This is a genomic window from Brachybacterium vulturis, assembly GCF_002407185.1.
Classification (GTDB): Bacteria; Actinomycetota; Actinomycetes; order Actinomycetales; family Dermabacteraceae; genus Brachybacterium; species Brachybacterium vulturis.
This window is the reverse complement of record NZ_CP023563.1, coordinates 17,157-42,171: the sequence shown is the minus strand read 5'-3', so window position 1 is coordinate 42,171 and position 25,015 is coordinate 17,157. Positions and strand designations below refer to the sequence as shown.

Annotated in this window: 19 protein-coding genes and 1 pseudogene; 7 read left to right on the top strand and 13 right to left on the bottom strand. The window is 68.6% G+C overall.

What is annotated here, in order from left to right; genetic code table 11:
- Positions 1 to 80: 80 nt before the first annotated feature.
- The 4 genes from CFK38_RS00165 to CFK38_RS00150 form a co-directional block, all read right to left on the bottom strand.
- On the bottom strand, positions 81 to 1,496 hold the full coding sequence (locus CFK38_RS00165) for an ATP-binding protein (RefSeq protein ID WP_096801249.1): 1,416 nt from the start codon (positions 1,494 to 1,496) through the stop codon (positions 81 to 83).
- Between the two features lie 175 nt (positions 1,497 to 1,671).
- Positions 1,672 to 1,953 (bottom strand): hypothetical protein, encoded by a 282-nt coding sequence (locus CFK38_RS00160; RefSeq protein WP_157773287.1) that lies wholly within the window; start codon positions 1,951 to 1,953, stop codon positions 1,672 to 1,674.
- Positions 1,954 to 2,214: 261 nt separating this feature from the next.
- Positions 2,215 to 3,255, bottom strand: coding sequence for a formylglycine-generating enzyme family protein (locus CFK38_RS00155; RefSeq protein WP_172895752.1), 1,041 nt, complete (start codon positions 3,253 to 3,255; stop codon positions 2,215 to 2,217).
- Complete coding sequence (locus CFK38_RS00150; RefSeq protein WP_096801247.1) at positions 3,252 to 3,872, bottom strand: TetR/AcrR family transcriptional regulator; 621 nt, start codon at positions 3,870 to 3,872, stop codon at positions 3,252 to 3,254. The genes CFK38_RS00155 and CFK38_RS00150 overlap by 4 nt, the downstream gene beginning before the upstream one ends.
- 180 nt (positions 3,873 to 4,052) lie before the next feature.
- Here CFK38_RS00150 and CFK38_RS00145 point away from each other — a divergent pair, with 180 nt between their 5' ends.
- From CFK38_RS00145 to CFK38_RS00135, 3 genes are read left to right on the top strand one after another with little or no spacing between them, the layout of a single operon-like run.
- Positions 4,053 to 5,480 carry a glycoside hydrolase family 1 protein gene (locus CFK38_RS00145; RefSeq protein ID WP_096801246.1) on the top strand — a complete coding sequence of 476 codons (1,428 nt, stop codon included), beginning with the start codon at positions 4,053 to 4,055 and terminating at the stop codon, positions 5,478 to 5,480.
- Positions 5,481 to 5,482: 2 nt separating this feature from the next.
- Positions 5,483 to 6,712, top strand: coding sequence for an MFS transporter (locus tag CFK38_RS00140; RefSeq protein WP_096801245.1), 1,230 nt, complete (start codon positions 5,483 to 5,485; stop codon positions 6,710 to 6,712).
- An 11-nt stretch (positions 6,713 to 6,723) separates the two neighbouring features.
- On the top strand, positions 6,724 to 8,523 hold the full coding sequence (locus CFK38_RS00135; protein WP_096801244.1) for a sulfatase: 1,800 nt from the start codon (positions 6,724 to 6,726) through the stop codon (positions 8,521 to 8,523).
- Between the two features lie 22 nt (positions 8,524 to 8,545).
- Here the strand turns inward: CFK38_RS00135 and CFK38_RS00130 are convergent, their stop codons facing one another.
- Positions 8,546 to 10,066 carry a C69 family dipeptidase gene (locus CFK38_RS00130; protein WP_096801243.1) on the bottom strand — a complete coding sequence of 507 codons (1,521 nt, stop codon included), beginning with the start codon at positions 10,064 to 10,066 and terminating at the stop codon, positions 8,546 to 8,548.
- 251 nt (positions 10,067 to 10,317) lie between these two features.
- Here CFK38_RS00130 and CFK38_RS17850 point away from each other — a divergent pair.
- The 3 genes and pseudogenes from CFK38_RS17850 to dld form a co-directional block, all read left to right on the top strand.
- Positions 10,318 to 10,575: pseudogene (locus CFK38_RS17850) on the top strand (SWIM zinc finger family protein); the annotation flags it as partial.
- 138 nt (positions 10,576 to 10,713) lie between these two features.
- The gene (locus CFK38_RS00125) at positions 10,714 to 13,833 is read left to right on the top strand and encodes a DEAD/DEAH box helicase (protein ID WP_096801242.1); all 3,120 of its coding nucleotides are present in this window, start codon (positions 10,714 to 10,716) and stop codon (positions 13,831 to 13,833) included.
- A gap of 122 nt (positions 13,834 to 13,955) precedes the next feature.
- Positions 13,956 to 15,080, top strand: a complete 1,125-nt coding sequence (dld, locus tag CFK38_RS00120) for a D-lactate dehydrogenase (protein WP_245851160.1) — start codon at positions 13,956 to 13,958, stop codon at positions 15,078 to 15,080.
- 28 nt (positions 15,081 to 15,108) lie between these two features.
- Here dld and CFK38_RS00115 read toward each other — a convergent pair whose 3' ends face one another.
- Positions 15,109 to 15,864 carry an SDR family oxidoreductase gene (locus CFK38_RS00115; protein WP_096801241.1) on the bottom strand — a complete coding sequence of 252 codons (756 nt, stop codon included), beginning with the start codon at positions 15,862 to 15,864 and terminating at the stop codon, positions 15,109 to 15,111.
- 268 nt (positions 15,865 to 16,132) lie between these two features.
- On the opposite strand from CFK38_RS00115, the gene CFK38_RS00110 reads away from it, so the two are divergent.
- Positions 16,133 to 17,188: a Fic family protein gene (locus tag CFK38_RS00110; protein WP_096801240.1), complete on the top strand. Its 1,056-nt coding sequence runs from the start codon at positions 16,133 to 16,135 to the stop codon at positions 17,186 to 17,188.
- A gap of 74 nt (positions 17,189 to 17,262) precedes the next feature.
- Here the strand turns inward: CFK38_RS00110 and CFK38_RS00105 are convergent, their stop codons facing one another.
- The 7 genes from CFK38_RS00105 to CFK38_RS00075 all read right to left on the bottom strand — a co-directional run bounded on the left by CFK38_RS00105 (position 17,263) and on the right by CFK38_RS00075 (position 24,948).
- Positions 17,263 to 19,080: a hypothetical protein gene (locus CFK38_RS00105; protein ID WP_096801239.1), complete on the bottom strand. Its 1,818-nt coding sequence runs from the start codon at positions 19,078 to 19,080 to the stop codon at positions 17,263 to 17,265.
- Between the two features lie 83 nt (positions 19,081 to 19,163).
- Complete coding sequence (locus CFK38_RS00100) at positions 19,164 to 20,165, bottom strand: DUF3039 domain-containing protein (protein ID WP_096801238.1); 1,002 nt, start codon at positions 20,163 to 20,165, stop codon at positions 19,164 to 19,166.
- 37 nt (positions 20,166 to 20,202) lie between these two features.
- Positions 20,203 to 20,598 carry an excisionase family DNA-binding protein gene (locus CFK38_RS00095; protein ID WP_096801237.1) on the bottom strand — a complete coding sequence of 132 codons (396 nt, stop codon included), beginning with the start codon at positions 20,596 to 20,598 and terminating at the stop codon, positions 20,203 to 20,205.
- A gap of 275 nt (positions 20,599 to 20,873) precedes the next feature.
- On the bottom strand, positions 20,874 to 21,782 hold the full coding sequence (locus CFK38_RS00090) for a glycoside hydrolase family 68 protein (protein WP_096801236.1): 909 nt from the start codon (positions 21,780 to 21,782) through the stop codon (positions 20,874 to 20,876).
- Between the two features lie 3 nt (positions 21,783 to 21,785).
- Complete coding sequence (locus CFK38_RS00085; protein ID WP_096801235.1) at positions 21,786 to 22,691, bottom strand: carbohydrate ABC transporter permease; 906 nt, start codon at positions 22,689 to 22,691, stop codon at positions 21,786 to 21,788.
- Positions 22,692 to 22,694: 3 nt separating this feature from the next.
- Complete coding sequence (locus CFK38_RS00080; protein ID WP_096801234.1) at positions 22,695 to 23,600, bottom strand: carbohydrate ABC transporter permease; 906 nt, start codon at positions 23,598 to 23,600, stop codon at positions 22,695 to 22,697.
- Positions 23,601 to 23,664: 64 nt separating this feature from the next.
- Positions 23,665 to 24,948 carry a sugar ABC transporter substrate-binding protein gene (locus CFK38_RS00075; protein ID WP_096801233.1) on the bottom strand — a complete coding sequence of 428 codons (1,284 nt, stop codon included), beginning with the start codon at positions 24,946 to 24,948 and terminating at the stop codon, positions 23,665 to 23,667.
- Positions 24,949 to 25,015 lie beyond the last annotated feature (67 nt).

The window sequence follows — 25,015 nt, the reverse complement described above, 5'->3', positions numbered from 1 at the left end:
CTCCCAGCTCGCAACTACTCGAAACACTTGTTGCGAGTAGCTGCGAGTAGCTTCGGGCAGCAGCGGACCAGGTGAATTTCCTATGAGGGAAGTGACCACACGGCGCGAGGATCGCGGGCAGATCGTCCGTCCCAATGGACGACCCCGCTGGCACGCAGCTCCTCGAGTCGTGCACGTACCCAGGGCCGAGAACGGCCGGATTCCTCGACGATATCCCCGGTGCCCAGTGGGCGGCCGTGAAGGCGGAGGATCGACAGGATCTCTTCGGCTCCGCGGGGAAGGGATTCCTGCTGCTCGGCGCTCAATCTGCTCAGCGTGGTGAGGCTGAGTTGCACACTTCCACCGGTCTGGTGGTACTCGGGATCGGCGAGGCCGACGAGACGCATCTCCTCGAAGATACGCCGGATGCCCTCGCCCCGTTCCTGAGTGATGCCGAGATCTGAGCAGACTCGGGCGATCCGAGGATTGCGCGCATATCGCGCGATGTCCAAGGGTCTGGTCGGGTCCGCGAGACCCGGGAAGCGGCCGGGGCTCTCGATCTCGATGCGCGAGGGGAAGATGTTCACACGGATGTGGTCTCCCGCCATCGAGTAGCTGCGATGCACGACGGCGTTGACGAGTCCTTCGAGCCACGCATCCGTGGGGACGATGGGCTGATCGGAGAACTTCCCGCTGGTTCCGAGGGCACGCCGATGCGGCATCCACGACTCTACGCAGGCTGCGGCGGAGTCGATGATGCGGGGGATCGGCCCCTCGAATCGTTCGTCCTTGCCCGACTCCATGTTCTGCCGGCTGCCAGTGCCGGGTGAGTCATCGCTGAATCGGGTCACGCGCACGAAGGCCTGTGGCAGCCATTCCTGGGGGTGCTCGGCGAAGAGCAGCGCGGCGGCCTGGGTGAGGGTCCCATCCCGACGCAGCAGGCTCCGGGCCCGCAGCGCAGTGGCGTCATCGGCGGTGGCGCCGATGACGGACCGGTAGCGGGCGAACTCCTCGGGTACCAGGTCGCCCAGGGTGATCTCGTGGACGGGCTCATGCTCGAAATGCGAGCTGCCTCGGTCGTAGTCCAGCTCGCGACGCTGTGCGTAGGTGAGCTTCTTCGATTCGTCGCCGACGCGCAGGTAGACCTCTCCGCTGATGGTCTCGTGGACGTGTTCGCTGGGTGGGATGTCGAGCCGGAGCACCGAGCGCCCGTTGTCCAGAGCGATTTGGCTGATCTCCATCCGCACCGGTGGCAGGGTGAAGTCGACCGCAGTCTGGCGGATCGCGTTCTCCTTCTCAGGCGAGAGCAGGTCGGCGTCGAAGGCTCCGTCCCGGATGCCGATCACGACAGTTCCGCCTTCGGCATTTGAGAAGGCGACCAGTGCCCGGGCGAGGTCCTTGGGGGCGATACGGGCGGACTTCCGGTCGAACCACTGGTCCTCTGGAGCACTGATGAGCCGTTGCAGGCGGTCCTCGGGCGGAGCTGCAGCGAGGTCGTGAAGGTATGCGGTCGACATGAAGCTACTCTAAACTATTTAGAGTAGATTCGAGTTCGAGCATGTGTATGCGCCAGAAGAGCGCCCCACGATCGGCTGCCCCGGCGTTCCGCAGGCGGCCAGCGAGGATTCCGACAGGTCCTCCCGCAGGCATCTGAGGTGGGCCCGTGGGCCCACCCCTCGTATTCATCCCGGCTCAGTTCCTCAGGCCCAGCGCCTCGCCCACCAGGCAAGGGAACTCCTCGATCGAGTCCGGTTCGAGGACCTTCACCCCTTCCCCGTCGGGAGCTGCCAGGCGCCACCGGATGGTCCCGTCGACCTCCCCCTTCCACATGACGACCGCACCTCCGAACCCCGTCGGGATCTTGAGCAACGGGTTCGCATCGTCGATCTCGATCCGATCAGCGAGCGTGGGATGGGCGTCGATCAGCAGCTGATGGACGCGATCGCGTTCGAGGAGACGCTCGACACCGTCCATCATGTCTCGTGAAGGGAACAAGGCATCTCCAATCCGTAGAGCCCGCACAGGGGCTGTGCTGTGGGTGCGAGGCTTGCGCGTCAGCAATTGTGCACAGGGGCTCCGACACTCGCCAGCGGCGCCGTACGAAATGTGGACGCTGCCCTCGGGGGATGTGACTGCGCGGCATCCGGCCCTGCATCGCCGGCCGGTCCCGCCGGGCGGCACGATCATGGGGTGGGTTCTGGTCGCGGAGCACGGCGACGATGCTCATGAGCATCGCTACCCGGAGATGCCCACCGTGCGGAATCCGGCGTTGCCCATCGAGGAGTCCGGGGTGTTCTGGGAGCGGGCGGAATTGCGGTAGCGGTTGCAGTACGAGGCGTGGCACAGGTAGCTCCCGCCGCGCATCACCCGGCCGCGCCCGGTCGCGGGACCGCGGGGATCCTCGCGGGGCGAGGCCCGGTAGTAGTTCGGGGAGAACCAGTCCGCGCACCACTCCCACACGTTGCCGACGGACTGCCAGATGCCAAAGCTGTTGGGTGCGAACCACCGGGCCGGGGCCGTGGTCGCGAACCCGTCCTCGACCGTGTTGGATGTCGGGAAGGTTCCCTGCCAGATATTGGCGCGCCACCCCCCGTGGTCGACCTCCTCGTCCCCCCAAGGGTACGTTGCCCGGTCGAGCCCGCCGCGCGCCGCGTACTCCCATTCCGCCTCTGTCGGGAGCCGGCGCCCCGCCCAATCGCAGTAGGCGAGGGCGTCGTGCCAGCTGACGTGCGTGACCGGATGAGTGCCCAGGTCATCAATGCTCGAGTCGCGCCCTCCCGGGTGCCGCCAGTCCGCGCCGCGCACGCCGATCCACCACGGCGTCGCCGGGGAGCGACCGCCCAGGTCCTGCGGGGGCGCGGAGACCGCCAAGTGGAACACCGCGGAGACGCCGAAGCTCTCCGCCTCGGTGACGTACCCGGTCGCGCTCGTGAAGCGGGCGAAGTCGTCGTTGGTCACGGTGGTGGCGTCCATCGTGAAGGCCTCGAGCGCGACCTCGTGCAACGGGACCTCGCCATCGACCGGATGGCGATCCCCCGAGGAATCCCCCATCACGAAGGAGCCGGCGGGGATCGTGACCTGGGGAACGAGGTGCTCGCCGGTGCCCGACGGCCCAGAGCCGTGCGGCGCCGCTGAGCTGTGCGGTGCCGCGGGTGCAGGCGCGGGGCCGACGGTGCGGGAGCGGGCCCTGCCCGGCGGATGGCAGCCGCATCCGGCCGGCTCCTGCGGTGGTCCGAGCCCTGAGGCGAAGCCCGGGCTCTCCTGCCGATTGGTCATGAGGGCTCCTCGCTCGCCCCGGGCGCCGGCATCGGCTGCGCGAGCGCCGCCACCGCGCGCGCGGCGGCGGCCACGATCTCCTCGGCGCGGGCGTCATCGCGGTCCACCAGCCAGCTCAGGGTCAGGCCGTCGGTGAGGGAGACCAGGAGCTTCGCGGCCGTGGGCAGAGGAACCGTCCAGCAGTGGCCGGTCTGCTCCGCGGCCAGCTCCAGCGAGACGGCCGCGATGCGGGTGTACTGCGCGTAGAGCTCACGGGCGAGCGGGGGCCGGGCGCGCAGGGCGTACTGCGTCAGCTCGAGCATCGCCTGCTCGTGGAGGGGGTCGGCCCGCAGATGATCCAGGTAGCCCATCAGGCCCTCCGTGAGCAGCTCCACCAGCGTCTTGCCGGTGAGGACGGCGGGCAGCACCGCCTTCTCCTCGTTCGCCAGCACCTCGGTGATCAGCAGGTCGATCAGCTCGTCGCGGGACTCGAAGGCGTAGTGGAAGCTCGCCAGCGACATCCCGGCCTCGGCGACGATCGCCCGGGTCGAGGCGGCGCTCAGCCCTTGCGAGGCGACCACCCGGAAGGCGGCGGCGATCAGTGCGCGGCGGCGCTCCTCGACCGGGGTCCGGGCCATGGCTCATCCTCCTCGGCCGTCCGTGGATGGTGCCCGTCGCCGCTGGTGGACCGGGGGTCTGCGGGCGGCGCGAGGCTTGCTCTTCGGATGTGTGACCTCTTACACTACCCGAACTGGGACGAGTGTCCCACTGTGTGAGCAGTCGCTGCGGACGTCGCTGTCCGCAGACAGGAGACGATGATGTCCGACCACAGCCCCCGCCGTTCCGACGCCGCCTCGATCGGGCAGATGCTGCCCCCGTCGTTCGTGGTCGGCACCGCGACCGCGGCGGCGCAGATCGAGGGCGCGACCCGCGCCGGGCGCCGCACCGCCAGCGTGTGGGACCGCTTCAGCGCGGAGCCCGGTCGCATCCAGGACGGCACCACCACTGCGGTCACCGCCGATCACGTCCACCGATACCGCGAGGACGTCGCCCTGATGGCCGAGCTCGGCGTCGACGCGTACCGCTTCTCCCTGGGCTGGACCCGGCTCCAGCCGGAGGGGCGCGGACCCCTGGACCCCGAGGGCGTCGCGTTCTACGACCGCCTCCTGGACGAGCTGCACGCGGCGGGCATCTCCCCGTTCGTCACGCTCACCCACTGGGATCTGCCGGCGGAGTACGCGCAGGGATGGCTGGACCGCGACACCGCGGCCCGGCTCGGTGACCTCGCCGCGCTGGTGGGGGAGCGGTTCGCCGACCGGGTCGATCACTGGATCACCCTGAACGAACCGGCCACGGTCACCCTGAACGGCTACGCCCTGGACCTGCACGCCCCCGGCGGCGCCCTGACCTTCGACGCCCTCCCCGCAGTGCACCACCAGCTGCTCGGCCACGGCCTCGCCACCCAGGCGCTGCGCGCCGCGGGCGCGGACTCGGTCGGCATCACCAACGTCCACTCACCCGTCCAGCCTGCCGGAGACGGGGAGGAGGACGCCCTCATGGCCGGCCTCTTCGACCTCGTGCACAACCGCATCTTCGCCGACCCCATCCTGCTCGGGCACTACCCCGAGGTCCCCGACCAGCTCCAGGAGCTGTTCGGCGCCTTCGCCGCCGTGCCGGAGGCGGACCTGGCGACCATCGCCCAGCCGCTGGACTTCTTTGGCCTGAACTACTACATGCCCACCAAGGTCGCCGCCGGCGCAGGAACGGGCCACAGCCCCGACGGGACGAGCGAGGCGATGGCGGGCCTCCCCTTCCGCCTCGAACCGTTCGCGGGTTACCCCACCACCGGGTTCGGCTGGCCGATCGCACCGGAGTACTTCGGTGTTGCGCTCAGCGAGATGCAGCAGCGGTACGGGGACGTGCTGCCGCCGGTGTACATCACCGAGAACGGCGCCAGCTTCGCCGAGGAGCCAGGCGTCACCGGCCGGGTCCAGGACACCGACCGCATCGACTACCTCGGAAGCCACCTCAGCACCGCCCTCGCCGCCGTCGCCCCCGGCGGCGAGGCCGAGGGGATCGACCTGCGCGGCTACTTCGTGTGGTCGCTGCTGGACAACTGGGAATGGGCGGCGGGCTTCACCCAGCGGTTCGGGATCGTGCACGTCGACTTCGAGACCGGCGCCCGCACCCCGAAGGCGTCCTTCCAGTGGCTTCACGACGTGATGCGCGCTCGCCGGATGGCCTGAGCATGGACATCGCGGCAGGTGCCCCGCCGCAGCCGGCAGCGCGGCTGGCCCCGGTGAGCGGGGCCTGGCTGGTGCTGTTCGCGCTGGCCTGGTTCGGGTTCTGGCTGCTGGTGATGCTGCCGGGACAGTTCATGGTGGTGCACCTGGCCAGCGCCATCGACCCCGCCGAGAAGGTCGCCGTCGGCTCGTTCCTGATCGCCGAGATGGCCGCGATCATGGTGATCGGCGTCCCGGTGATCGGCTGGCTGTGCGACCGGACCCGGAACCGGTTCGGCCGCCGACGCACCTGGGCCCTGGCCGGCACCGTGGTGGCCACCGCCGCCTTCGCCGGGGTCGGATTTCAGACGTCGCTGCGAGGCGCGGCGGTGCTGCTCGGCGTCGTGGCTCTCGGCCAGGCCTCGGTGCTCGTCTCCCTCTCGGCGATCATCGCGGACCGGGTCCCGCCCGCGCAGCGGGGCCGGGCCTCCGCGGCGATGGGGCTGCCGCAGGTGATCGCGCTCGCGGCCGGGATGATCATCGTCACCGAGCTGGTGACCGGGATCCGCGCGAGCTGGGCGGTGATCGCCGGGCTCGCCCTGCTCGCACCGCTGCCGTTCCTGCTGATATTCGAGGAGCAGGCCCCTTCCGAGGGTGTCCGTCGCCCGAGGATGTGGCGCTGGAGGCCCGAGGCGCTGCGCGGCTACCGAGATCTGGGCTGGGCGGGGATCTCCCGGGTGCTGGTGAACGCCGGGAACCTGGTGGGCACCACCTACCTGCTCTTCTTCCTGGCCGATGTGCTGCACCTGCCCCGCCCCGAGAGCGGCCTGCTGGTGCTCACCCTCACCTACCTCGGCGCCAGCGCGACCGCCTCCTGGGCCGGCGGGGTGCTGACCGACCGGTGGCGCGCACGAAAAGTGCTGGTCGCGATCAGCGCAGGCCTGCAAGCCATCGCCGCGCTCACGCTCGCGCTGGTGCCGACCTGGCCGAGCAGCCTCATCGCCGCGGTGCTGCTGGGGCTGGGGTACGGGCTGTTCCTCTCCGTCGACCAGGCGCTGCTGACGGATCTGCTGCCCGATCCCGCGACCCGGGCCCGCGATCTGGGCATCGTGAACTCGGCCCAGCACCTGCCCATCGCCCCGCTGGTGGGATGGGTGGTCCTGACCGTGGCCGGCTACGCCGAGCTGTACATCGCCGCCGCGACGATCATCGCGCTGGGCGGCATCGCCGTGTTCCGCATCCGTTCGGTGCGGTGAAGGGAAAACCGATGAAGGCCATCATGGTCATGTTCGACACGCTGAACCGCCAGTTCCTGCCCCCATATGGGGCCACCGGCGTGCACGCCCCGAACTTCACCCGCCTCGCACAGCGCTCCGTCCAGTTCGACAACTGTTACGGCGGGTCCATGCCCTGCATGCCCGCTCGGCGGGAGCTGCACACCGGGCGATATAACTTCCTGCACCGCGGCTGGGGTCCGCTGGAACCCTTCGATGACTCGGTGCCGCAGCTGCTCGGCGACGCCGGCATCTACACCCACCTGGTCACCGATCACCAGCACTACTGGCTCGACGGCGGAGCGACCTACCATCCGCGGTTCCGCACCTTCGAGCTGTTCCGCGGCCAGGAGGGCGATGAGTGGAAGGGCCGCGTCGCCGATCCTGACCTCACGAACGTCGCCCCGTACGCGAGCAACCGGGACCTGCGCCGCCAGGACGTGATCAACCGGGAGCACATGGCCACCGAGGCCGAGCACCCGCAGACCAGGACCTTCGACGCCGGACTGGAATTCATCGAGACCAACCTCGACAGCGACGACTGGTTCGTGCAGATCGAGACCTTCGACCCCCATGAACCGTTCTTCAGCTATGAGCAGTACCACCAGCTCTACCCCGAAGCCGCAGAGACCGGGGGCCGCGATTTCGACTGGCCCGACTACAAGGAGGTCACCGAGACCCCCGAGGAGCTCGCCCACCTGCGCCGCCGCTACTCCGCCCTGCTCTCGATGTGCGACCGGTCGCTGGGCCGGGTCCTGGATGCGATGGACACCCACGACCTGTGGGAGGACACGATGCTGATCGTGTGCACCGACCACGGCCTGCTGCTGGGCGAGCACGACTGGCTGGGCAAGAACGTGCCACCGTTCTTTGACGAGACGATCCACCTGCCCCTGTTCGTGTGGGACCCGCGCTCCCGGGTTGCGGATGCGCGGCGTGACCACGTGGTCCAGACGATCGACATCGGCCCCACGCTGCTGGACCTGTTCGACGTGCCGGCCACCCCCGACATGCAGGGCGAGAGCCTCGCCTCCGTGATCACCGACGGCCCGCCGATGCGGGAGGCAGCGATGTTCGGGATCCACGGCGGCCACGCCAACGTGACGGACGGACGCTATGTCTACATGCGGGCCTGCGTCACGCCCGACAACCAGCCGCTGAACGAATACACGCTGATGCCGACCAGCATGCGCGGACGCTTCCCGACCGACCTCCTGCAGCAGGCAGAGCTGGTCCCGCCGCTGAGCTTCACCAAGGGCGTGCCCGTGCTGAAGGTGCCCGTGCTGGCACCGACCAACCCCGCCGCGTTCGGGAGCCTGCTGTTCGACCTGGAGACCGACCCGCGCCAGGAGATCCCGCTCGTGGATCAGGCGCTCGAGCTGCGGATGGCGCGCCTGCTCGTGGACGCCATGCGCGCCAACGACGCACCGAGCGAGCAGTACGAGCGGCTCGGGCTGCCGCTGACCGGCGAGGTGACGGCCGAGCACCTGGTGCTGGAGGCGCAGGACCTGCCGGCCGGGGCCGACGCCCCGGTGCTGGACCGGGACGCGCTGCGGCACTCGGTCGTCGCCACGCGCACGGTGCGCGAGCTGCTCGCGGACCCGGACTCCCGCGCCGTGCTGCGCGCCGTGCTCGGCGAGATCGTCGACGGGCCGCTGCCACCGGAGGCGCTGGAGATGACGCTGCTCGACATCGCGACGGTGACCGTCGGGATGATCCCGCCGGAAGCCGTGCTGGCGATCGCGGAGCAGCTGGACCAGCCAGCTTCAGCGGCTGACGCCGACGGTTCCTGAGCGCCTCAGGTCAGCAGCCTCACTAGTCCGACAGGGAGAACCGGTTCGTCATCCGGTTGCTCGCGGTGAACAGCACCGAGCCCAGCAGCGCATCGGTCGCCTCCCGGATCCGCTCGGCGATCCGGGTGTTCGCCGCGGCCAGCTGCGCCGGGACGTCCTCCGCGGAGCCGCCCCCGGCCGCCGCCGCGTCAGCGGCATGCACGGCGGCGTGACCGAGAGCGAGAGTCTCCAGCTGATAGCGCTCGATGAGCGGGATGGTCTCTGCGTAGTGCGCATCGGCCAGCGCCGCGATCATTCGCGAGGCCCAGTAGAAGCTGTCGGTGCTGACCGTCTCGGTGGTGGTCGCGAGATAGACGGGGGCCTCCTCGACGTTCGTGAACATCGGGATCAGCGTGTTGAACGGGTTCGAGGCAAAGGAGACCCACTGCAGAGCCCGGGAGGACTCGGGATAGTCCGACCGGATCTGCAGGATCGCCAGCGCGTTGTGACGGTTGATGCCGATCGGGCGGAAGGCGCGACGCTCGGCCTCGGTGCCGTGGGGCGAGTACGGGTCGAAGACGGTGCCCTGGTAGTGGGAGCTGAGCACGTCCTTGACGTCCTCGATGGTGAGCCTGCGCTCGGGAGGCCGGCTCCAGGGGAGGTCATCGGAGTCCGGGCTCGCGCCGGGGCGGCCGCTGTCCCAGTCCTCGCTGTGGGGGTTCAGGGTGCGCTGCATGAACCAGGCGCGGGGCGTGTTGTAGACGTGGTCGTGCTCGGAGTGGGAGCCGAAGGCGTCACGCGGGTTGAACACTGCGGCGTTCTCGTCGGCCGCGTCGCGCAGGGTGAGGTCCAGGTGGTGCTCGCGCAGGAACTCTCGCAGATCGGGGCTCGCGAGGTGGTCGCGGCCGGGCCCCTCGGCGTCGTCGAGGTCGAAGGAGTCGATGCCCAGCTGGTTCGGCATCGTCACGTAGTGGTCCTCCGGCACGCGCCGCGCGATCCAGTGATGCCCGCCCACGGTCTCCAGCCACCAGATGTCCTCGGCATCGGAGAAGGCGATCCCGTTCATCTCATAGGTGCCGTGCTCGGCCAGCAGAGCGCCCAGGCGCTCCACACCCTCGCGGGCGCTGCGGATATAGGGGAGGACCAGGGTCACGAAGTCCTCCTCCCCGAACCCGCCGGGCTGCTCCGGCCGGTGCCCGGGCGTGCCGGGCTCACCAGCCGCCGGCACGCGCTCGACCAGCGGATCCGCGCCGAGCACACGGGGATTGGAGGTGATCGTCTCGGTGGCGCTCATCGCGACGTTCGCCGCGTTGATCCCGGCGCAGGCCCAGATCCCCTCGTCCGGCAGGGCGTTCGGGATCGCGGTGTACCGCAGCGGCTCCTCCGGCAGCTCGATCGTGCGCCGCCCGATCACGCTGGTGTAGGTGCGCGGCTGGTCCTGCGGCTGCACCACCACGACCCGCTTGGGATCGAAGGTGCCGTTGGAGGAGTCCTCGGTGCGGGCGACCAGGGGTGAGCCGTCGGCGCTGGCATGGCGGCCGACGAGGAGGGTGGTGCAGGGCATGGGGTGTTCTCCTCGGACGGAACGGGGCGGGGTCAGGCTCTCAGAGCGGGGGACGGGACAGGACCCACGGTAGTCCTCAGTCCGGGACCGGCCGTGGCGCGTGGCATCCGGCCGGCACGTCGCATAGACACCCTCGCCATGCGCGCAGCGCTCGAGGGAGAGGTGGAGAACGTGCACCACGTCGTGGCGCTGGACCCGCTGCGGCGCGCCTGACACCTGCTCTGCCCCCATGGGCCCCGCATGATGGTCCCGTGAACCCATTGAAGCTCGATAGTGCAACTCTCCATGCACGCGCCGGGGAGACCGTCTGCGCGCGCGGCGCCCGGTACGCCCGCGCCGGCCACGTGCTGCTCGAGGAGGGGCACCCGGAGGGCGAAGTGCACGCCCAGGTCACAGGCACGAGCCGGTACGCCGTGCGCCTGTACGGCGAGGGAGAGGACGTGCGCGGGGACTGCACGTGCCCCCATGCGCGGAAGCTCCCTGCCGGGCGGCTGTGCAAGCACGCGGTGGCGACCGCGATCGTCGCCGAGCAACGGGCAACGGGAGAGGCCTCTGCCGATGGAGCATCGATCCTCCCCACCCGTTCTCCGTCCCCACCCAGGCCTTCCGCTGCTTTGGCTGTCGGCTCCGCGGGTCAGGATGACGGGATGCACCGATCGCTGTCCTCGCATCCTTCGCCGCCCTCGACGTCCGTCGTCCACGGAACCGACCCGCGCGCGCTGCTGCGCGTGGCGGAGGCGTGGAGCGATCCTGGGCTGCATCCTGCCGGGCTGCACCCATCGGGTTGGGAACGCGCTGGGAAGCATCTCTCCACCGGACAGGTCCCGCTGCTGACCGGCGGCGGGGCGGGGATGCTGGAGCTCTCCTTCCCCGACGGCACCACCGTGCACCTCGACCAGAGGGTCTACGTGCGCAGGCGTGATCGCTGCACCTGCGGGGCCCGCGAATGCCGGCACAAGCTCGCTGCGCTGCGTGCCCTGAGCGAGAACAGCTTCCGCCGCTCGTGGAGGCTCATGCCCCTGCACGCATCCACCCGTTCCGGCGCGGAGCCACGGCGTCCGGTGGTGACCGCTCTCGTACTGACCGCTGGCACAGGTGAGGCTGCTTCACACCAGGAGGTCGTGCTCCGGCCGTCCCGCCGTACCGCGAAGGGAAGCTGGCATCGCACCCTGACCTGGGATGCCGTCGTCGAGGAGTGGGACCGGCTGCCGATGGCACAGCAGAGCGTGCTGCGCACCCTGAACCAGTGGAGGCGCGGGCGCGGCCCGGGAGTGCCTCTGGACCTGCTGGGGCCCGAACTCTGGACACTCATCGACGAGGCACGGAAGGCAGGCCTCGAGATCGGCACCGACCCCGGGGTGGAGCTAGCCACGGACGATGTCGGGGTGGAGCTGCACGTCGAGCGCGTGGCCGAGGGGATGCTGCTGAACGGGCGGCCCGCCTTCCCCGGCGGTGCACCGAGCCACTGGCGGGCGATGGGCACCCCGCTCCACAGCGTGCTGGCCGTCCACGCCGACCAGGTGGTGCTCCATCGGCTCGTGCAGGATCGCGACGCCCTCGCCCTGCTCGCCGCAGCCGCGGTGTGGGTGCCGGAGAGCGAGATCGCGGAGTTCTCCCGCACCGCCCTGCCGCGCGTGGCCGCAGTCCCGGCGGTGGAGCTGGTCGGGGACGTCGATGCGACTCGCGCCGCCACCCTGCCTCTGCGACTGTGCGGAACGCTCGAGAGCCTCGACCCGCACCGGGCCCTGCTCAGCTGGGAATGGGAGTACGGCAGAGCATCGCAGGAGGGCAGCGCCAGGTCCGCCTTCGCCCCGCAGGTCGAAGGCGGACGGCGGCTGGAGGAAGAGCTCGAGCTGTTGGAGACGCTGAGCGCGCAGATCGAGGACCTCTCGCAGTGGCTGAGTCTCACCCCGCGCACGCTCACCCTCGCCGAGGCGTGCACCGTGCTGCGTACGGTCCGTGAGCCGCTGGACGCCCACGAGCACGCGTGCATGGAGGTGGACCGCGAGCTCGAGCTGGCAGAGGGCACCGCCGCGATCCGTTGGGACCTGGGTCCGGGACCGGGCCGGGACTGGCTGGACCTCGACGGCACCGTCACCGTGGGCGGCCAGGAGCTTCCGCTGGCCGCACTCATCCAGGCGTTGCGCTCTCAGCAGCGCTATCTCGTCGCCGGTGGCGAATACATCGACCTCGACACGGAGGAGATGCGAAAGCTCCGCACCCTGCTCGACTCCGCAGCGGCACTTCCCGATGAGCAGCGCGTGCGCCTCAGCCGCCACGACCTCGACGCCTTCGAGCAGGTCGCCGAACTGGAGGGCCTCGAGGCGGACTCCGCCCGCTGGCGTGCTCTGCTGACGGGGATCCAGCCACGGGATCTCTCCGCTGAACCGCTCGACAGCGCAGTGCACGCGGAGCTGCGGCCCTACCAGCTGGAGGGCTACCGCTGGCTCAGCGCCCGATGGGACCTCGGCCTGGGCGGGGTTCTCGCCGATGACATGGGCTTGGGAAAGACGCTCCAGCTGCTCGCCGCGATCCGCCGTCATCGACGCACGGATCCGCGGCCGGTGCTGGTCGTCGCCCCACGATCCGTGCTCGGCACCTGGGCGGCACAGTCGGCGCAGTTCGTGCCCGACCTGCGGGTCACCGTGATCACCTCGCGCCTCACGAAGGAGCTGGAGCTCGAGGACAGTGACGTCATCGTCGTCTCCCACCAGTTGCTGCGCCTGGACCGTGAGCGCTACCAGCAGGTGGAGTGGGCCGCACTCGTGCTCGACGAGGCCCAGGCCGCGAAGAACCCCGCCTCACAACTGCACCGCGCGCTTCGGGAGCAGCATCGGGACGTGACCTTCGTGGTGACCGGCACCCCGGTGGAGAACTCCCTGCAGGATCTCTGGGCACTGGTGGCGCTGGCCGCCCCCGGTCTGCTGCCCTCGCTGAAGGATTTCACCACCGACTGGCGCCGGCCGATCGAACGGGGCACCGACCCGGAGAAGCTCGCGCTGCTGCGCCGCCGTCTCGCGCCCCTCCTGCTGCGCCGCACCAAGGAGCTCGTCGCCCAGGATCTGCCGCCCAAGCTCGAGAACACCCTCTCCCTCCCGCTGCATCCGCAGCACATCACCCGGTACACCACCGCGCTGAACAAGGAACGGCAGCGGGTGCTGGGTCTGCTCGATGACCCCGACGGCAACCGGGTCGAGATCCTCGCGGCGCTGACCCGGCTGCGGCTGCTCGCCACCGACCCCGGAACGGTGGCGGCACCCTCGGCGAAGGCACGAGAGCTCGCCGACCGCCTCGAGGCACTCCGCGGATCAGGGCACCGCGCCCTGGTGTTCAGCCAGTTCACCAGCCACCTGCGCACCATCCGGGAGATCCTCGAGCAGCGCGGGATCGCCACCGCGTATCTCGATGGCTCGACCCGGAACCGTGAACGGGTGATCGACGAGTTCCGCACCGGAGACCACGAAGCGTTCCTCATCAGCATCAAGGCCGGTGGCTCCGGACTCACGCTCATCGAAGCGGACTACGTGTTCGTGCTGGATCCCTGGTGGAATCCCGCGGTCGAAGAGCAGGCGATCGATCGCACCCACCGGATCGGACAAGCATCCACGGTCAGCGTCTACCGACTTGTCTCAGCCCAGACCATCGAGGAGAAAGTGCTCGCGCTGCAGCAGACCAAACGCGAGCTGATCTCCTCGGTGATGGACCCCGACGCCGGAGTGAGCAGTGCACTGGACGCGGAGCAGATCACCGAACTGCTCGGCGTGTGACGAGGCGTCCTTCCACGGCATGGATGGCGCGGCTGCTCGAAGAAACTCAGAGCAGTGACGAGTCGCGTGGAGCTGACGCCTGGGGTTCTGTTCGATCGCGGCACGGTCGCCGCTCAGGAGAGGTGATCGACGATTCCCGTTCTCTGGACCGGCTGCAGCGCGGGCAGTGGGACGCTGCCGACGTCACCCCGCCACCGCCGGACTCCACCGGCACCGCCTACGCCGAGCACGTGCGCCAGCTCGCAGACACCCCGGCCCGCTTCAACGCGGATCCGACGTTCCTCCACGAGGCCTCGGGCTGCGCCGGGAAGCTGATGGTGTTCGCGGTGCGAACCCGCACGTTCCCGTTCGAGGCGGACAAGGCGACCTTCTACATCGGGGCCGACGATCCCGCGGATCTCGAGGGACTGCGCCGCGCTTTCCTCGCCGCCGACGGGCCGCTGCCGATCTCCGGGGAGTACCTGAGCGCGCACGCCGTCGACCTGGCCCTGACGTATGGCAAGGACACGTACGTCTCCCTCAAGCACGCCGGCTCCCGCACCCTGGTGCGCATGTTCGCGCTGAAGAGCTGGGCGAACGGCGTGTTCGCGAAGGTGCCGGGACTGGGTCCGTCGGTCGCAGATGCGATCTCCCAGAAGCTGTTCGCGCTGGTCCCGGGGAAGATCCCGCCGCGCCTGGTCGAGTTCCGCGACCGGTTTGCGCATCACCTGCTGCTGGTGGTCAGCGGGAGTCAGCGGGACGCGACCGCGCAGCTGCTCGAGAAGTTCTTCGCCGCGCCGGAGCACGAGGGCGGATTCTTCGAGTGCGAGGCCGACGAGGCCGAGAGTGCCACGCTGATCCGCTTCGGCGTGGCCAGCGCCGCCAGCCGCTACTTCGTCATGCACCGCGCGGAGGCCTCCGCCATGATCACCTTCGATGTCGCCCTGCGCCGGGACGATACGGACTGGCTGGAGGTGCTGCCCCCGCAGATCGCCGACCAGCTGCTGGAGAGCGTCTACTTCGGGCACTTCTTCTGCCACGTGCTGCATCAGGACCACGTCGCGAAGCAGGGCGTGGACCCGGTGGCGCTGAAGCAGGAGATGACGGCGCTGCTTCAGAGCCGCGGCGCCGCCGTGCCCGCCGAGCACAACGTCGGGCGGATCTATTCGGCTCCGGAGCCGATGGTGGAGCACTTCCGGCAGCTGGACCCGCTGAACATGTTCAATGCGGGGGTGGGGCAGACGTCGCCGCGGAAGCGGTGGGCGTGAGGGAGGTGACCGTTCCCGGGCACCTGGCTCAGCCCGCCCGATGCTCCTGCTCGAGCCACTGCCCGAAGGTCATCTCCCCGAGCACGGCGCTGTTCGGATCCCCGCGCAGCGCCCCGGAGGCGAGCCCGCTCCCGTAGGCACCCGGGAAGCGCATCTCGAGCACGCGCCGAGAGGTCCCGTCGTGCGCATGCATCCGGCGGATCATGTCCGCGAGCGCGTGCTCCTCGGGGCCGACGAGGTCCTGTGCACGGCCGGCCGGCGCCGCCTCGGCGATCTGGACGAGGTGCTCGCCCACCTCGCGGGCGGCGACGGGCCGGGCCAGCAGGCGCGGAGCGATCGTGAGCGGGCCGAGGGAGGTGCGGGCGCTGATCTGCTCGGCGAACTCGTGGAACTGGGCCGCTCGCGCGATGGTGTGCGGGACGCCGGACTCCTCGACGACACGCTCCTGGGCGAGCTTGCCGGCGTAATAGGACGCGTCGATCCCGTCGATGCCGACGATCGAGAGCACCACGTGGTGGGCCACGCCCCGGCGCGCCCCGGCCTCCAGCAGGTGACGGCTCGTGGTGCGGAAGAACTCGATGGCCCTCCGGCGGGAGAGCGACGGGGTGTTCAGCGCGTCCACGACCACGTCGACGCCCTCCAGATGCTCCTCGAGCCCGGCGCCCGTGAAGACGTCCGCGCCCTCGCTGCGGGAGAGGACCACGACGTCATGGCCCTGCGCCTGCGCGGCCTGGACCGCCTTCTGTCCCACAACTCCGGTGCCCCCGGCGACCGCGATCCTCATGGCTGTCCTCTCGTCCTGCCAGCATCGTTGCCCCGGTGGGTCCCAGGGTCAAGGGTGGTCCGGCGTGGGCGGTGACCCGGTTGGACACGGCGGATGCCTCCGGCGAAGATCCGCGAGCAGCTCGCGAGCTGAGCCGCGACGGTCGGATGCTGTTCGTGTCCGTCATGCGTGGAACGCCGCAAAGTCCGAAGAACATGCTCTTCGATCCACTAAACAAGCTAATCTAAGCTCGGTATAGGTAGTTTGTTGGTTCTCTTGGAGGTTCACCTTGCAGTCGTTCACGCCGCTGGAGCGAACGCTGGGTACGGTCCCGGGGACGCTCGTCGGCCAGCTGAGACGCATCGACACCGGGCGCGGACGCGAGGAGCTCTATGCGAATCAGCTCCCCGAGCTGCTCACGGCCCTGGCCGCACGAGCACGAGTCCAGTCCATCACTGCGTCCTCCGCGATGGAGGGAGTGCTGGTGCCCGACAAGACCCGTGCCGCCAAGATCATCGATGGCTCGGCACGAGGCCTCCGCTCCCGCAGCGAGCAGGAATTCGCCGGGTATCGGGCCGCTCTCGACTATCTCTTCGCGGAGGACTGGCGCCCCCTCAACGTTGGGCTGATCCTGCACTTGCACCGACTGCTCTTCTCCGAGACCCCTGGCAAGGGCGGGGACCTCAAGAGCAGCGACAACCTGGTCGTCGATCGAAACGAGGACGGGTCCCGCAGCATCCGGTTCACCCCGGTTCCTGCTGTCCACACCGCTCAGTACGTGGAAGAGCTGCTGAAGGGCTACCGCGAAGCCCGCACCGCCGACTCCCACCACCCAGTGCTGCTGATCGGGCTGCTCGTCCTGGACCTGCTCACGATCCACCCGTTCGACGACGGGAACGGACGTGTGGCCCGCGTCCTCACCAATGCACTGCTGGCCGAGGCGGGATACGGGATCGGCCGGTACGTCTCTCTGGAGCAGCTGATCGCGGAGTCGTCCGACGAGTACTACGCGCGCCTGCTGGAGTCCACCCATGGGTGGCACGACAACGAGCACGATGTCTGGCCGTGGCTCAACTACTTCGTGTCCCTGCTGACGGACGCGTACCAGCGCTTCGAGGTAGGGGCAGCCTCTGATCGCTCGACGGGTAGCAAGCAGGACCGTGTTCGTGAGTTCGTGCTGGACCACGCCCCGGAGTTCTTCGCGATCGGTGACGTGCGTGCAGCTCTTCCCGGCGTCAGCGACCAGACGATCCGCCTGGTGCTGGATGCACTGCGCAAGGAGGGGCGGATCCGTTCGGAAGGGACCGGTCGGGGCGCCCGATGGCACCGACTCGGCGGGGTATGAGCTCGCCCTGGAGACGCATCAGTTCTCGGGCGTGACGTCCCGTTCGTCCGGATGGAGGTCAGCGCATCCTGCTCCTACAGCGAGCCCCGCACCCGCAGGAGCTCCGCCCGGGTCGTGCCGAGAAGAAGCTCGGGGTCGGCGAGGGCGATGCCGGCGTAGTGATGGGGGAGCGCCGCGGCCTCCATCAGGCTTCGCGCCCGCTGGCTCGGAGCGCTGCGCAGCTCGAAGGCACGCCGCAGGTCCTTCTCGTGCAAGGGGGCCGGTGAATACCCCATGAGGTCGTTGCCACGGGCGATGAGCGAGACGATCGCCGCGGCAGTGTTGCGGGTGCTCGCCTTCCGTCGCAGCACCGCATCATCGAGCTGGGCGATGCGCACCAGCAGGCGGCGGCACGCTGTGAGGACCTCGTCGAGCGCAGCGGATCCGGGCTGCTGCTCGAGAAGTGCGCTCACCCCCTCGACCAGGTGCGCGTCGATCTCGGCGGCGAGGCCCTGCAGATCCTCGGCGACCTGCTCGAGCGCGAGCTCCTCCGCAGGCAGCGGCGCGGTGTCGAGCACGGCGAGCATCTCGAAGCCGCCGGCGCGCAGGGCGAGATCCGCCAGGCGCAGTGCAGTGGGGTCCTCGAGCTCGAGCGCGAAATCGACCTGCTCCTCGAGCCGCCGCGCGCGCACCCGCGGATCAGCGCGACGAGCCGGGAACTCCTCGAGCAGCGGCGCGATCACGGACAGCGTCCGCGCGATGATGGCCGGCTCCTCACCCTTGCGTTCGAGGGACCAGGCGACCAGCGCCGGCAGGGTGGAGGGGATTCTCTCCACTGCCGTCTCCGGGAGCATCGGCACTGCCGGAAGGACCTCGGAGACGACCCACTCGGCAAGCTCCGGATCCCAGCCCAGCGGATCGCCGAAGCTCGCATCGAGCAGGATCATCAAGTAGGCGGTCAGATCCTCCAACTCCTTGCCCCGCTCCAGGCTGGCGGCGTGCGCGGAGCTCGTGAACTCCTCGACCAGATCGGTGCCGTCCTCAAGAATCCACGGCGGCTGCTCGGGGACCGGCAGCGAGGCGCCGCCGGGGACGCCTTGTACGGCGTTCTCGTCATACCCTGTCCCGCCCTCCGGCATGAGGCCCACGACGAAGTCCACGAAGGGCCGCAGCATCGGCCACTGCTCCCAGTCGGCGGACTGTTCCGCATCCGCCGGAGTATTGGCGAGGGCCAGGCTGAAGCGGGCGCGCGCGTCCGCAGCGGTGACGGTCTCGAGCACCTCGTCCAGGGAGACCCCGTCCCTCGCCATGATCTCCCGGTACTTGCAAGTGACCCCGTCCAGCGACTCGCCGATCACGAAGGCGTCCTTCACGTACGGCGCCGGGCTCCACGGGATGTAGGTGATGAGCACGGCCCGTACGCCGCGGGGAAGGGCCAACTCCACCATCAGGTTCTCCCCGGCACCGTCGGAGAAGGCGACCGCCTCGGTGACGGTGGCCTGCGCGAGCCCGGAGACCTGCGGCGGCATCGGCTGACGACGCGCGGACACTCCCACCCGCGCCCGGGAGCGGAGCTCCTCATCGGGGCACATCACCGCGACCATGTGCAGCAGCGCGGTGGTCTCGGCGACGTTGATCTCGAGGAAGGTGTCCAGCAGGTCCACCCCCTCGGGCAGCTCCTCAGGATGGTGGCGCAGGTCCGCGATCTCCGTGACCAGCGGCGCTGCGGCGACCCAGAACGCGGTGGGATCGTCGGAGCGCAGCGCCGGGCGGAGCACCTGGATCAAGGGGTTCTCCGCCGCCGGTTCGACGGGGGAGGAGGCGGGCGTCGTGGGGTGCGGTGCACGGCGGCTCGCGCGGTGGCGGGCGGCGCCCTGCCCGAGCGGATTGCGATCGTGGCGGCGTGGGCTCATGGGGATATTCCATCAGCTGCAGGTCGACGGGGCGAGGAAGCGGGACGAGAACCGGTCAAGCCCAGGGAAGTGGTGTAGCCCTGCTATCGGCTGGAGACCTCCATATACAAGGCAGTGCAAGCCGGGCATCTATCCAGCGATTCGGTGTCCTGCCTCGGCACGAAGTACACCCCGCAGAGCGCCCGCAACGCACGACCCTCGACGGTCTGCTCGGCGAGATTGCGTCGGTGCGCATAGTGTGCGGTCTTGCCGGAAGCCGTCGTCGCTATCTCGTGACGAGCGGTCAGATCGCGCAGAGTCGCATGCTGCTTCGCGAGCGCGCCCGTCTCCAGAAGGTTCGAGTAGATGCCACCGCCGACGTCCCATCCTTGCTCCGGTGGACTGATCGCTGCGAGAAGCTGCATGGTGAATGGCCACACCAACGCCGAGTTCTTCCATCTGTCGGCAAAGTCGATCTCGACCACGACGTCCTCGTAGCGGTCGCCTGGCTCGTCGGAGATCGCGACCGTGAGGTGGACGATGGCGAAGCTTGCACTGGAGTCATGGATGGGGGACTTGATGGTGAGAGTTCCAGTGCCGCCTTCCAGCACCGTGGTCAACGTGTCGACGATCTGCTCCTGGTTCCGAAGCTGCCACGCGGAGATGACCGCGTCCGCACGTTCACGCTGCAGAAGGTCGCGGTCCCGATCACCGGGAAGCAGGCCAGGGATCGACTGCGCCACTTCGAGGCGTTCGAGCCGCTTGTAGAAGTCGTCGCGATCTTTGTGGCCACCCTTGGCGAGACCAGCGACGACTACCCAGCAGGCGCCTCCGTCAATCCATACCCCTGCCCGCCACTGCCCGTGTTTGATCTCGAGCAGCACCTCGCTGCTCACCGAGGCGATGGGACCCAGGGAGGAATCCTGCGCCGGGTCGTCGCCGAAGGAGTCGGAGGCCTTTCGAAGGATCGGGTGCTGCAACGCGCTCAGAGGCTGAACGGCACTGATCTCCCCAGCTTCGAGGGCGCGGAGTACGAAAGGCTCGTTCCACTCGCTGGCTAGATCTTCTCGAAGCACACGAAGCGTCGGGCGAGCTCGTCGGGACATGACAGCATCATGCCGCACCGCGCAGACAAGCCCCGGGTCAGAGGAGATCCACGATCTCGTCGACCGCTGCGGATCGATCGCGGTCCTGAGAAGAGAAGCGCTCGGCGAGATCTCGACGCTCGGTATCGCGTTGGACAGCGAATTGCTTCAGGTCACGGAGGAAGATGCGACGGTCGCGACCGACTCGATGGAACTCGATGGTGCCGTTGTCCAGCAGCTTGTAGAGGTGGGTGCGGCTCATCCCGAGGTGCTTCGCCGCCTGGCTCGGAGTGATCGCCTTCTGCGGATCAACGGCGACGATCTCGTCGCCTTCGCGCAAGCTCGCGACGAGCGAATTCAGCACATCGTGGAGCTCTGCAGGAGCCGCGTGGGCGAGCTCCTCGAGCTGATCGAGCTGGGATGCGGGCATGGGGGTATTGCTGATGGTCTTCATCTGACTCTCTCTTCAGGTGTCACACATGTTCCACCTGTCGTAGGTGACACTAGTGCTTGTCGGTGCTGGCTGACAAGCGGGATCGAGGCGAGGTTGACGGGATCGTCCCCACATCGGCGGGGACCAATGGCGCCCGACGGCAATATCAGGTGCCACCCACGGCGAGGAATACTCACTCGACTGCCCGAGAGGCTGGGGCCGTGTCGTACTGCTGTCGAGACCCGGCCCCTGACAGGAGGGGTCGGGGCTCGACACGGAAGTGCGAACTGCTCGGATCAGCCAGGCAGGGTCAGCGGGACCAGCTCTCCGATGTCGCCACGGAAGCCTCCGTCGACCATGTTGCGGAATCCAGACAGCGACACCGTGCCGTCTGCACGCGGCAGCGCCTGGCCCGCGTAGTAGTCGGCAGGCCCGACCTGCACGGCACCGGGGAAGTCCCATGGCCCGAGAGAGGAGCTGCCGCGAACGAGCCAGATGCCGCTGCCGGCCTCGGAACCCAGCCCCTCGGGGGCCTGGTCGGGAGGGCAGGAGAAGATCAGCCAGTGCGCGCCATCCACGGTGAACTGCTGGCACACCTCCAGGTGCCAGAACCCAGCGTGGTCGCTGAGGGGCGGCTTCACGTGCCACGTCTCGAGATCGTCGCTGGTGGCGTATCCGACGACTCCCCGCCCGCCGACCGGGCCCGTGTTCATGCGTGCGGTGATGAGCATGTGCCAGGTGCCGTTGCCGTCGGAGAAGACGAACGGATCGCGCCAGTGCACTTCTCCGGCCGACGCCGGATCGGTCTCGTACCAGCGGGGGTCGGCCTCGAGCGGGGCGGGGGCTGTGCGGTGGAAGGTCCTGCCGTCCTCGGAGTCGGCCCAGCCGATGCGCTGGACGGTTCCGCCCTCCTCCCGGCTCACTCCGGTGTAGAACAGGCGGATGCCACCGTCGGGATGCTCGATGGCGCTGCCCGTCCAGCAGGCCAAGGAGTCGAACGCCGGCGAGTCGGAGTGCACGAGCGCATCGGCCACCAGGTCCCATCCGCCCTGGCCGTTCTCGATCGCGTGCCCGATCCCGGCGCGATGATGGCGCCGGTCCGGATCGTGCAACGCGCGGGAGGCACGCAGGAAGAAGAGATGGTGCTCCTCTGCGGTGTCGAGGTACCAGTGGTCCCAGACCCAATGATCAGGAAGGTGCAGCATGGATCAGCCTTTCAGCCCAGAGGCGGAGATAGAGGTGACGAAGGTGCGCTGGAAGAGGAAGAACACGATGAGCACGGGAAGCGTGATCATCGTCGCGTAGGCCATGACCTCGCCCCAGGCGGTGTTGAGCTGGAAGAAGTACTGCATCCCGACGGACGATGGCCGCAGCTCCTCCTGCTGCACGACCATCAGAGGCCACAGGTACTGGTTCCACGCGGGGAGCATGGTGATGATGGCGACGGTCGCGAACGTCGGGCCGGACAGCGGGACGATCACCCGGCGGTAGATCCCGAACCAGCTCGCCCCGTCGATCCGGGCGGCCTCGTCCAGCTCGCGGGGGATGTCGTTGAACTGCTGGACGAACAGGAAGATGCCCAGCGCGTTCGCGATGAATGGCAGGACCTGCACCGAGTAGCTGTTCAGCATTCCCTGCGACAGCAGGAATCCGTCGCCCTCCCAGCTGAGCAGAGGAAGTTTGGAGACCCAGAAGACCATCGGGACGGCGATCGCCTCGAAGGGAACCATCAAGGTGGCGAGCACGAGGCTGAGGATGAGCCCCTTGCCCCGCCAGCGCATCCGAGAGATCGCGAAGCCGATCATCGAGTTGACGATCAGACCGATCCCGACGATCAAGGCGGTGACGAGCAGCGAGTTGGCGATGAACCGTACTGCGGGGACGCGATCCATCACACCGGAGTAGTTGTCCAGCGACACATCTCCGATCGGCAGGAACGCGCGGATCGACCGCAGGTCGGCGAAGATCTGCGTCTCCGGCTTGAGGCTGGAGACGACCATGAACAGGATGGGGAGGCTGGTGAACAGCGTCGCAGCGATCAGCCCCACGTAGATGAGGAGCTTGTGACGACGGCGATTGCGGGCGAGGCCGCTGGTGCGTGGTGAAGTGGTCATCGCTCAGTCCTTGTCGCGGGTGATCCGGCGCTGGATCAGGGAGATGGCCAGGACGATCACGAAGAAGATGAGGGAGAGCGCAGCGCCGTATCCCATGTCCTGCTCGCGGTAGCCCTTGCGCACGGCGTGGTACACGATCGTGGACGTCGAGTCCTGGGGCCCGCCCTGGGTCATCACGTCGATCTGCACGAACAGTCCGAGTGCGGCGATCGTGATGGTGATCAGGATGAAGACCATCGTCGAACGCAGACCTGGCCAGGTGACGTGACGGAAGCTGTGCCAGTACGAGGCCCCGTCGAGCGCGGCGGCCTCGTACAGCGCAGGGTCGATCATCTGCAGCCCGGAGAGCCAGATGATCATGTGCATGCCGAACGCCTGCCATACCGAGAGGAGGATGACGGCTGCGAGCGCCGTCCGTTCGTCCTGGAGCCAGCCGAACGATTCCCAGCGCCCCGCTGTCAGCTGTTCGAGCGCCTGGTTGATCAGGCCGTTCTGCTGATACATGAAGCTCCACAGCACGGACACGACGACCATGGACGTCACCACGGGCATGAAGATCAGTGTGCGGAACGCGGCCGTGCCCTTCACTTTCGCATTGACCAGCAGGGCGATCGCGAGCGCGAGCCCGGACTGGATCGGCACCACCACGGCGGCGAAGACGAAAGTGTTCAGGATCGAGCGCAGGAAGGTCGGGTCCTGGAAGGCTCGCACGAAGTTGTCGACGCCGCGGAACGAGGGCGGATTCGGTGAGATCAGGCGAGCGTTGGTGAACGAGAGCCCGAAGGTGATCAGGATGGGGATCACGAGGAACATGGTCAGCAGGATCAGGGCGGGGGCGGCCAGCACCCAGGCCTGTCGTTCCTCGGATCTGAGAGTCCCTCGGCGCGTGCTGCGAGTGGATACGGTCATGGCGAACTCTTCCTTCCTCGCGGCCGGCCGTCTAAAAAGGCCGGCCGCGCAGGGTGGGCAGCGGTCAGAACCCGTATCCGTCGTTGGATGCGATGTTGGCGTCGATGTCGGACACCGCCTGGTCCAGCGACTCCTGCACATCGGCGCCGGCCATGATGTCGTGCATCGCCTTGTCGAAGACGCTGGAGATCACGGGGTAGGCCGGAGTCTCGGGGCGGACCTGCGCGTACTTCGTCGAGACCTCGTAGATCGGCTCCAGGGCCCCGCCTGGACGATAGTTCTCGGACTTCTCCACCGCAGAGGCCGTCGTGGGGAAGTTGCCCGTGGCATCCGAATAGGCGACCAGATACTCGTCCTGCATCAGGAAAGAGAGGAACTCGGACGCTTCGGAGATGTGCGGGCTGTCCGCGGAGATGCCCCACTGCCAGGACCCTGCCCCGGTGCGCGGCCCGGTGCCGAAATCCGGCGGCGGCAGGATCAGCACATCGTCGGCCCCGTGCGCTTCCTGGGCGGTCAGCACCTGCCAGCCGCCCGCCCAGCACATCGGGACGACGCCCTGGCCGAAGTCGGCGCCACCGGTGGTCGGGGTCTTGCTAGCCCAGCCCTTCTCGAAGACGGACTGGAACCAGGCGCCGAACTCGATGCCCTCCGGCCCGTTCAGGACCCCGTCGGCGCTCAAATAGGTGTCACGGTCGATCAGGTCGCCGCCGAAGCTCTGGAGCATCGGCGAGTACGCGTAGGACCACCACTCTGCCGTCTCCGAGACGCCCAGATCGATCCCGAACTCGTAGTCCGGGAGCTCGCTGAGCGCTGCCATCGCGTCATTGAACTCCTCCAGCGTCCAGGGAGTGTCGATCTCGGGGATCCGCACCGCCGCAGCCTCCAGCGCGGACTTCCGCGCGAGGACGGCCATCGCCGTGTCGTAGGGACCGACGGAGTAGATCTGGTCCTGGAAGCGTCCGACGGTGGTCGGCAGCATCGCGTCGATCACCGCGGGATCCATCTCGAGGGGAGCGAGGTAACCGGACCAGGCCCAGTTCGGCATGATCGGTCCGTCGAGGTCCAGGATGTCCGGCAGGTCGCCAGAGGCCGCGGCGGCGACGATGGCGTCGTTGTAGGAGGCCTGGGGGAAGGACTCGATCGCGATCTGCTTCTCGGATTGGGCGTTGAAGTCCTCGACGACCTTCTCGACGACGGCCAGCTCTTCGGCGTTCCCACCGTTGTGCGTCCACATCGTGATCGTGTCCCCGGACCCTCCGCCCCTGCTCGTCGAGGACGAGCAGGCCGCGCCGAGCGCGAGCAGAGGGGCGGAGACAGCAGCGGAGAGCAGTAGGTTTCGGCGCTTCATGGGTCACTCCTTTGTGAATGCGGGCGGAGCCCGCGAGGATTAATCGATTAACGAATGTCGGTCTTCG

Bases quoted from the DNA above. Each gene is read 5' to 3' on its own strand.
- CFK38_RS00165 (WP_096801249.1), bottom strand. From the start codon at position 1,496: ATGTCGACCGCATACCTTCACGACCTCGCTGCAGCTCCGCCCGAGGAC.
- CFK38_RS00160 (WP_157773287.1), bottom strand. From the start codon at position 1,953: ATGGACGGTGTCGAGCGTCTCCTCGAACGCGATCGCGTCCATCAGCTG.
- CFK38_RS00155 (WP_172895752.1), bottom strand. From the start codon at position 3,255: ATGACCAATCGGCAGGAGAGCCCGGGCTTCGCCTCAGGGCTCGGACCA.
- CFK38_RS00150 (WP_096801247.1), bottom strand. From the start codon at position 3,872: ATGGCCCGGACCCCGGTCGAGGAGCGCCGCCGCGCACTGATCGCCGCC.
- CFK38_RS00145 (WP_096801246.1), top strand. From the start codon at position 4,053: ATGTCCGACCACAGCCCCCGCCGTTCCGACGCCGCCTCGATCGGGCAG.
- CFK38_RS00140 (WP_096801245.1), top strand. From the start codon at position 5,483: ATGGACATCGCGGCAGGTGCCCCGCCGCAGCCGGCAGCGCGGCTGGCC.
- CFK38_RS00135 (WP_096801244.1), top strand. From the start codon at position 6,724: ATGAAGGCCATCATGGTCATGTTCGACACGCTGAACCGCCAGTTCCTG.
- CFK38_RS00130 (WP_096801243.1), bottom strand. From the start codon at position 10,066: ATGCCCTGCACCACCCTCCTCGTCGGCCGCCATGCCAGCGCCGACGGC.
- CFK38_RS00125 (WP_096801242.1), top strand. From the start codon at position 10,714: ATGCACCGATCGCTGTCCTCGCATCCTTCGCCGCCCTCGACGTCCGTC.
- CFK38_RS00115 (WP_096801241.1), bottom strand. From the start codon at position 15,864: ATGAGGATCGCGGTCGCCGGGGGCACCGGAGTTGTGGGACAGAAGGCG.
- CFK38_RS00105 (WP_096801239.1), bottom strand. From the start codon at position 19,080: ATGAGCCCACGCCGCCACGATCGCAATCCGCTCGGGCAGGGCGCCGCC.
- CFK38_RS00100 (WP_096801238.1), bottom strand. From the start codon at position 20,165: ATGTCCCGACGAGCTCGCCCGACGCTTCGTGTGCTTCGAGAAGATCTA.
- CFK38_RS00095 (WP_096801237.1), bottom strand. From the start codon at position 20,598: ATGAAGACCATCAGCAATACCCCCATGCCCGCATCCCAGCTCGATCAG.
- CFK38_RS00090 (WP_096801236.1), bottom strand. From the start codon at position 21,782: ATGCTGCACCTTCCTGATCATTGGGTCTGGGACCACTGGTACCTCGAC.
- CFK38_RS00085 (WP_096801235.1), bottom strand. From the start codon at position 22,691: ATGACCACTTCACCACGCACCAGCGGCCTCGCCCGCAATCGCCGTCGT.
- CFK38_RS00080 (WP_096801234.1), bottom strand. From the start codon at position 23,600: ATGACCGTATCCACTCGCAGCACGCGCCGAGGGACTCTCAGATCCGAG.
- CFK38_RS00075 (WP_096801233.1), bottom strand. From the start codon at position 24,948: ATGAAGCGCCGAAACCTACTGCTCTCCGCTGCTGTCTCCGCCCCTCTG.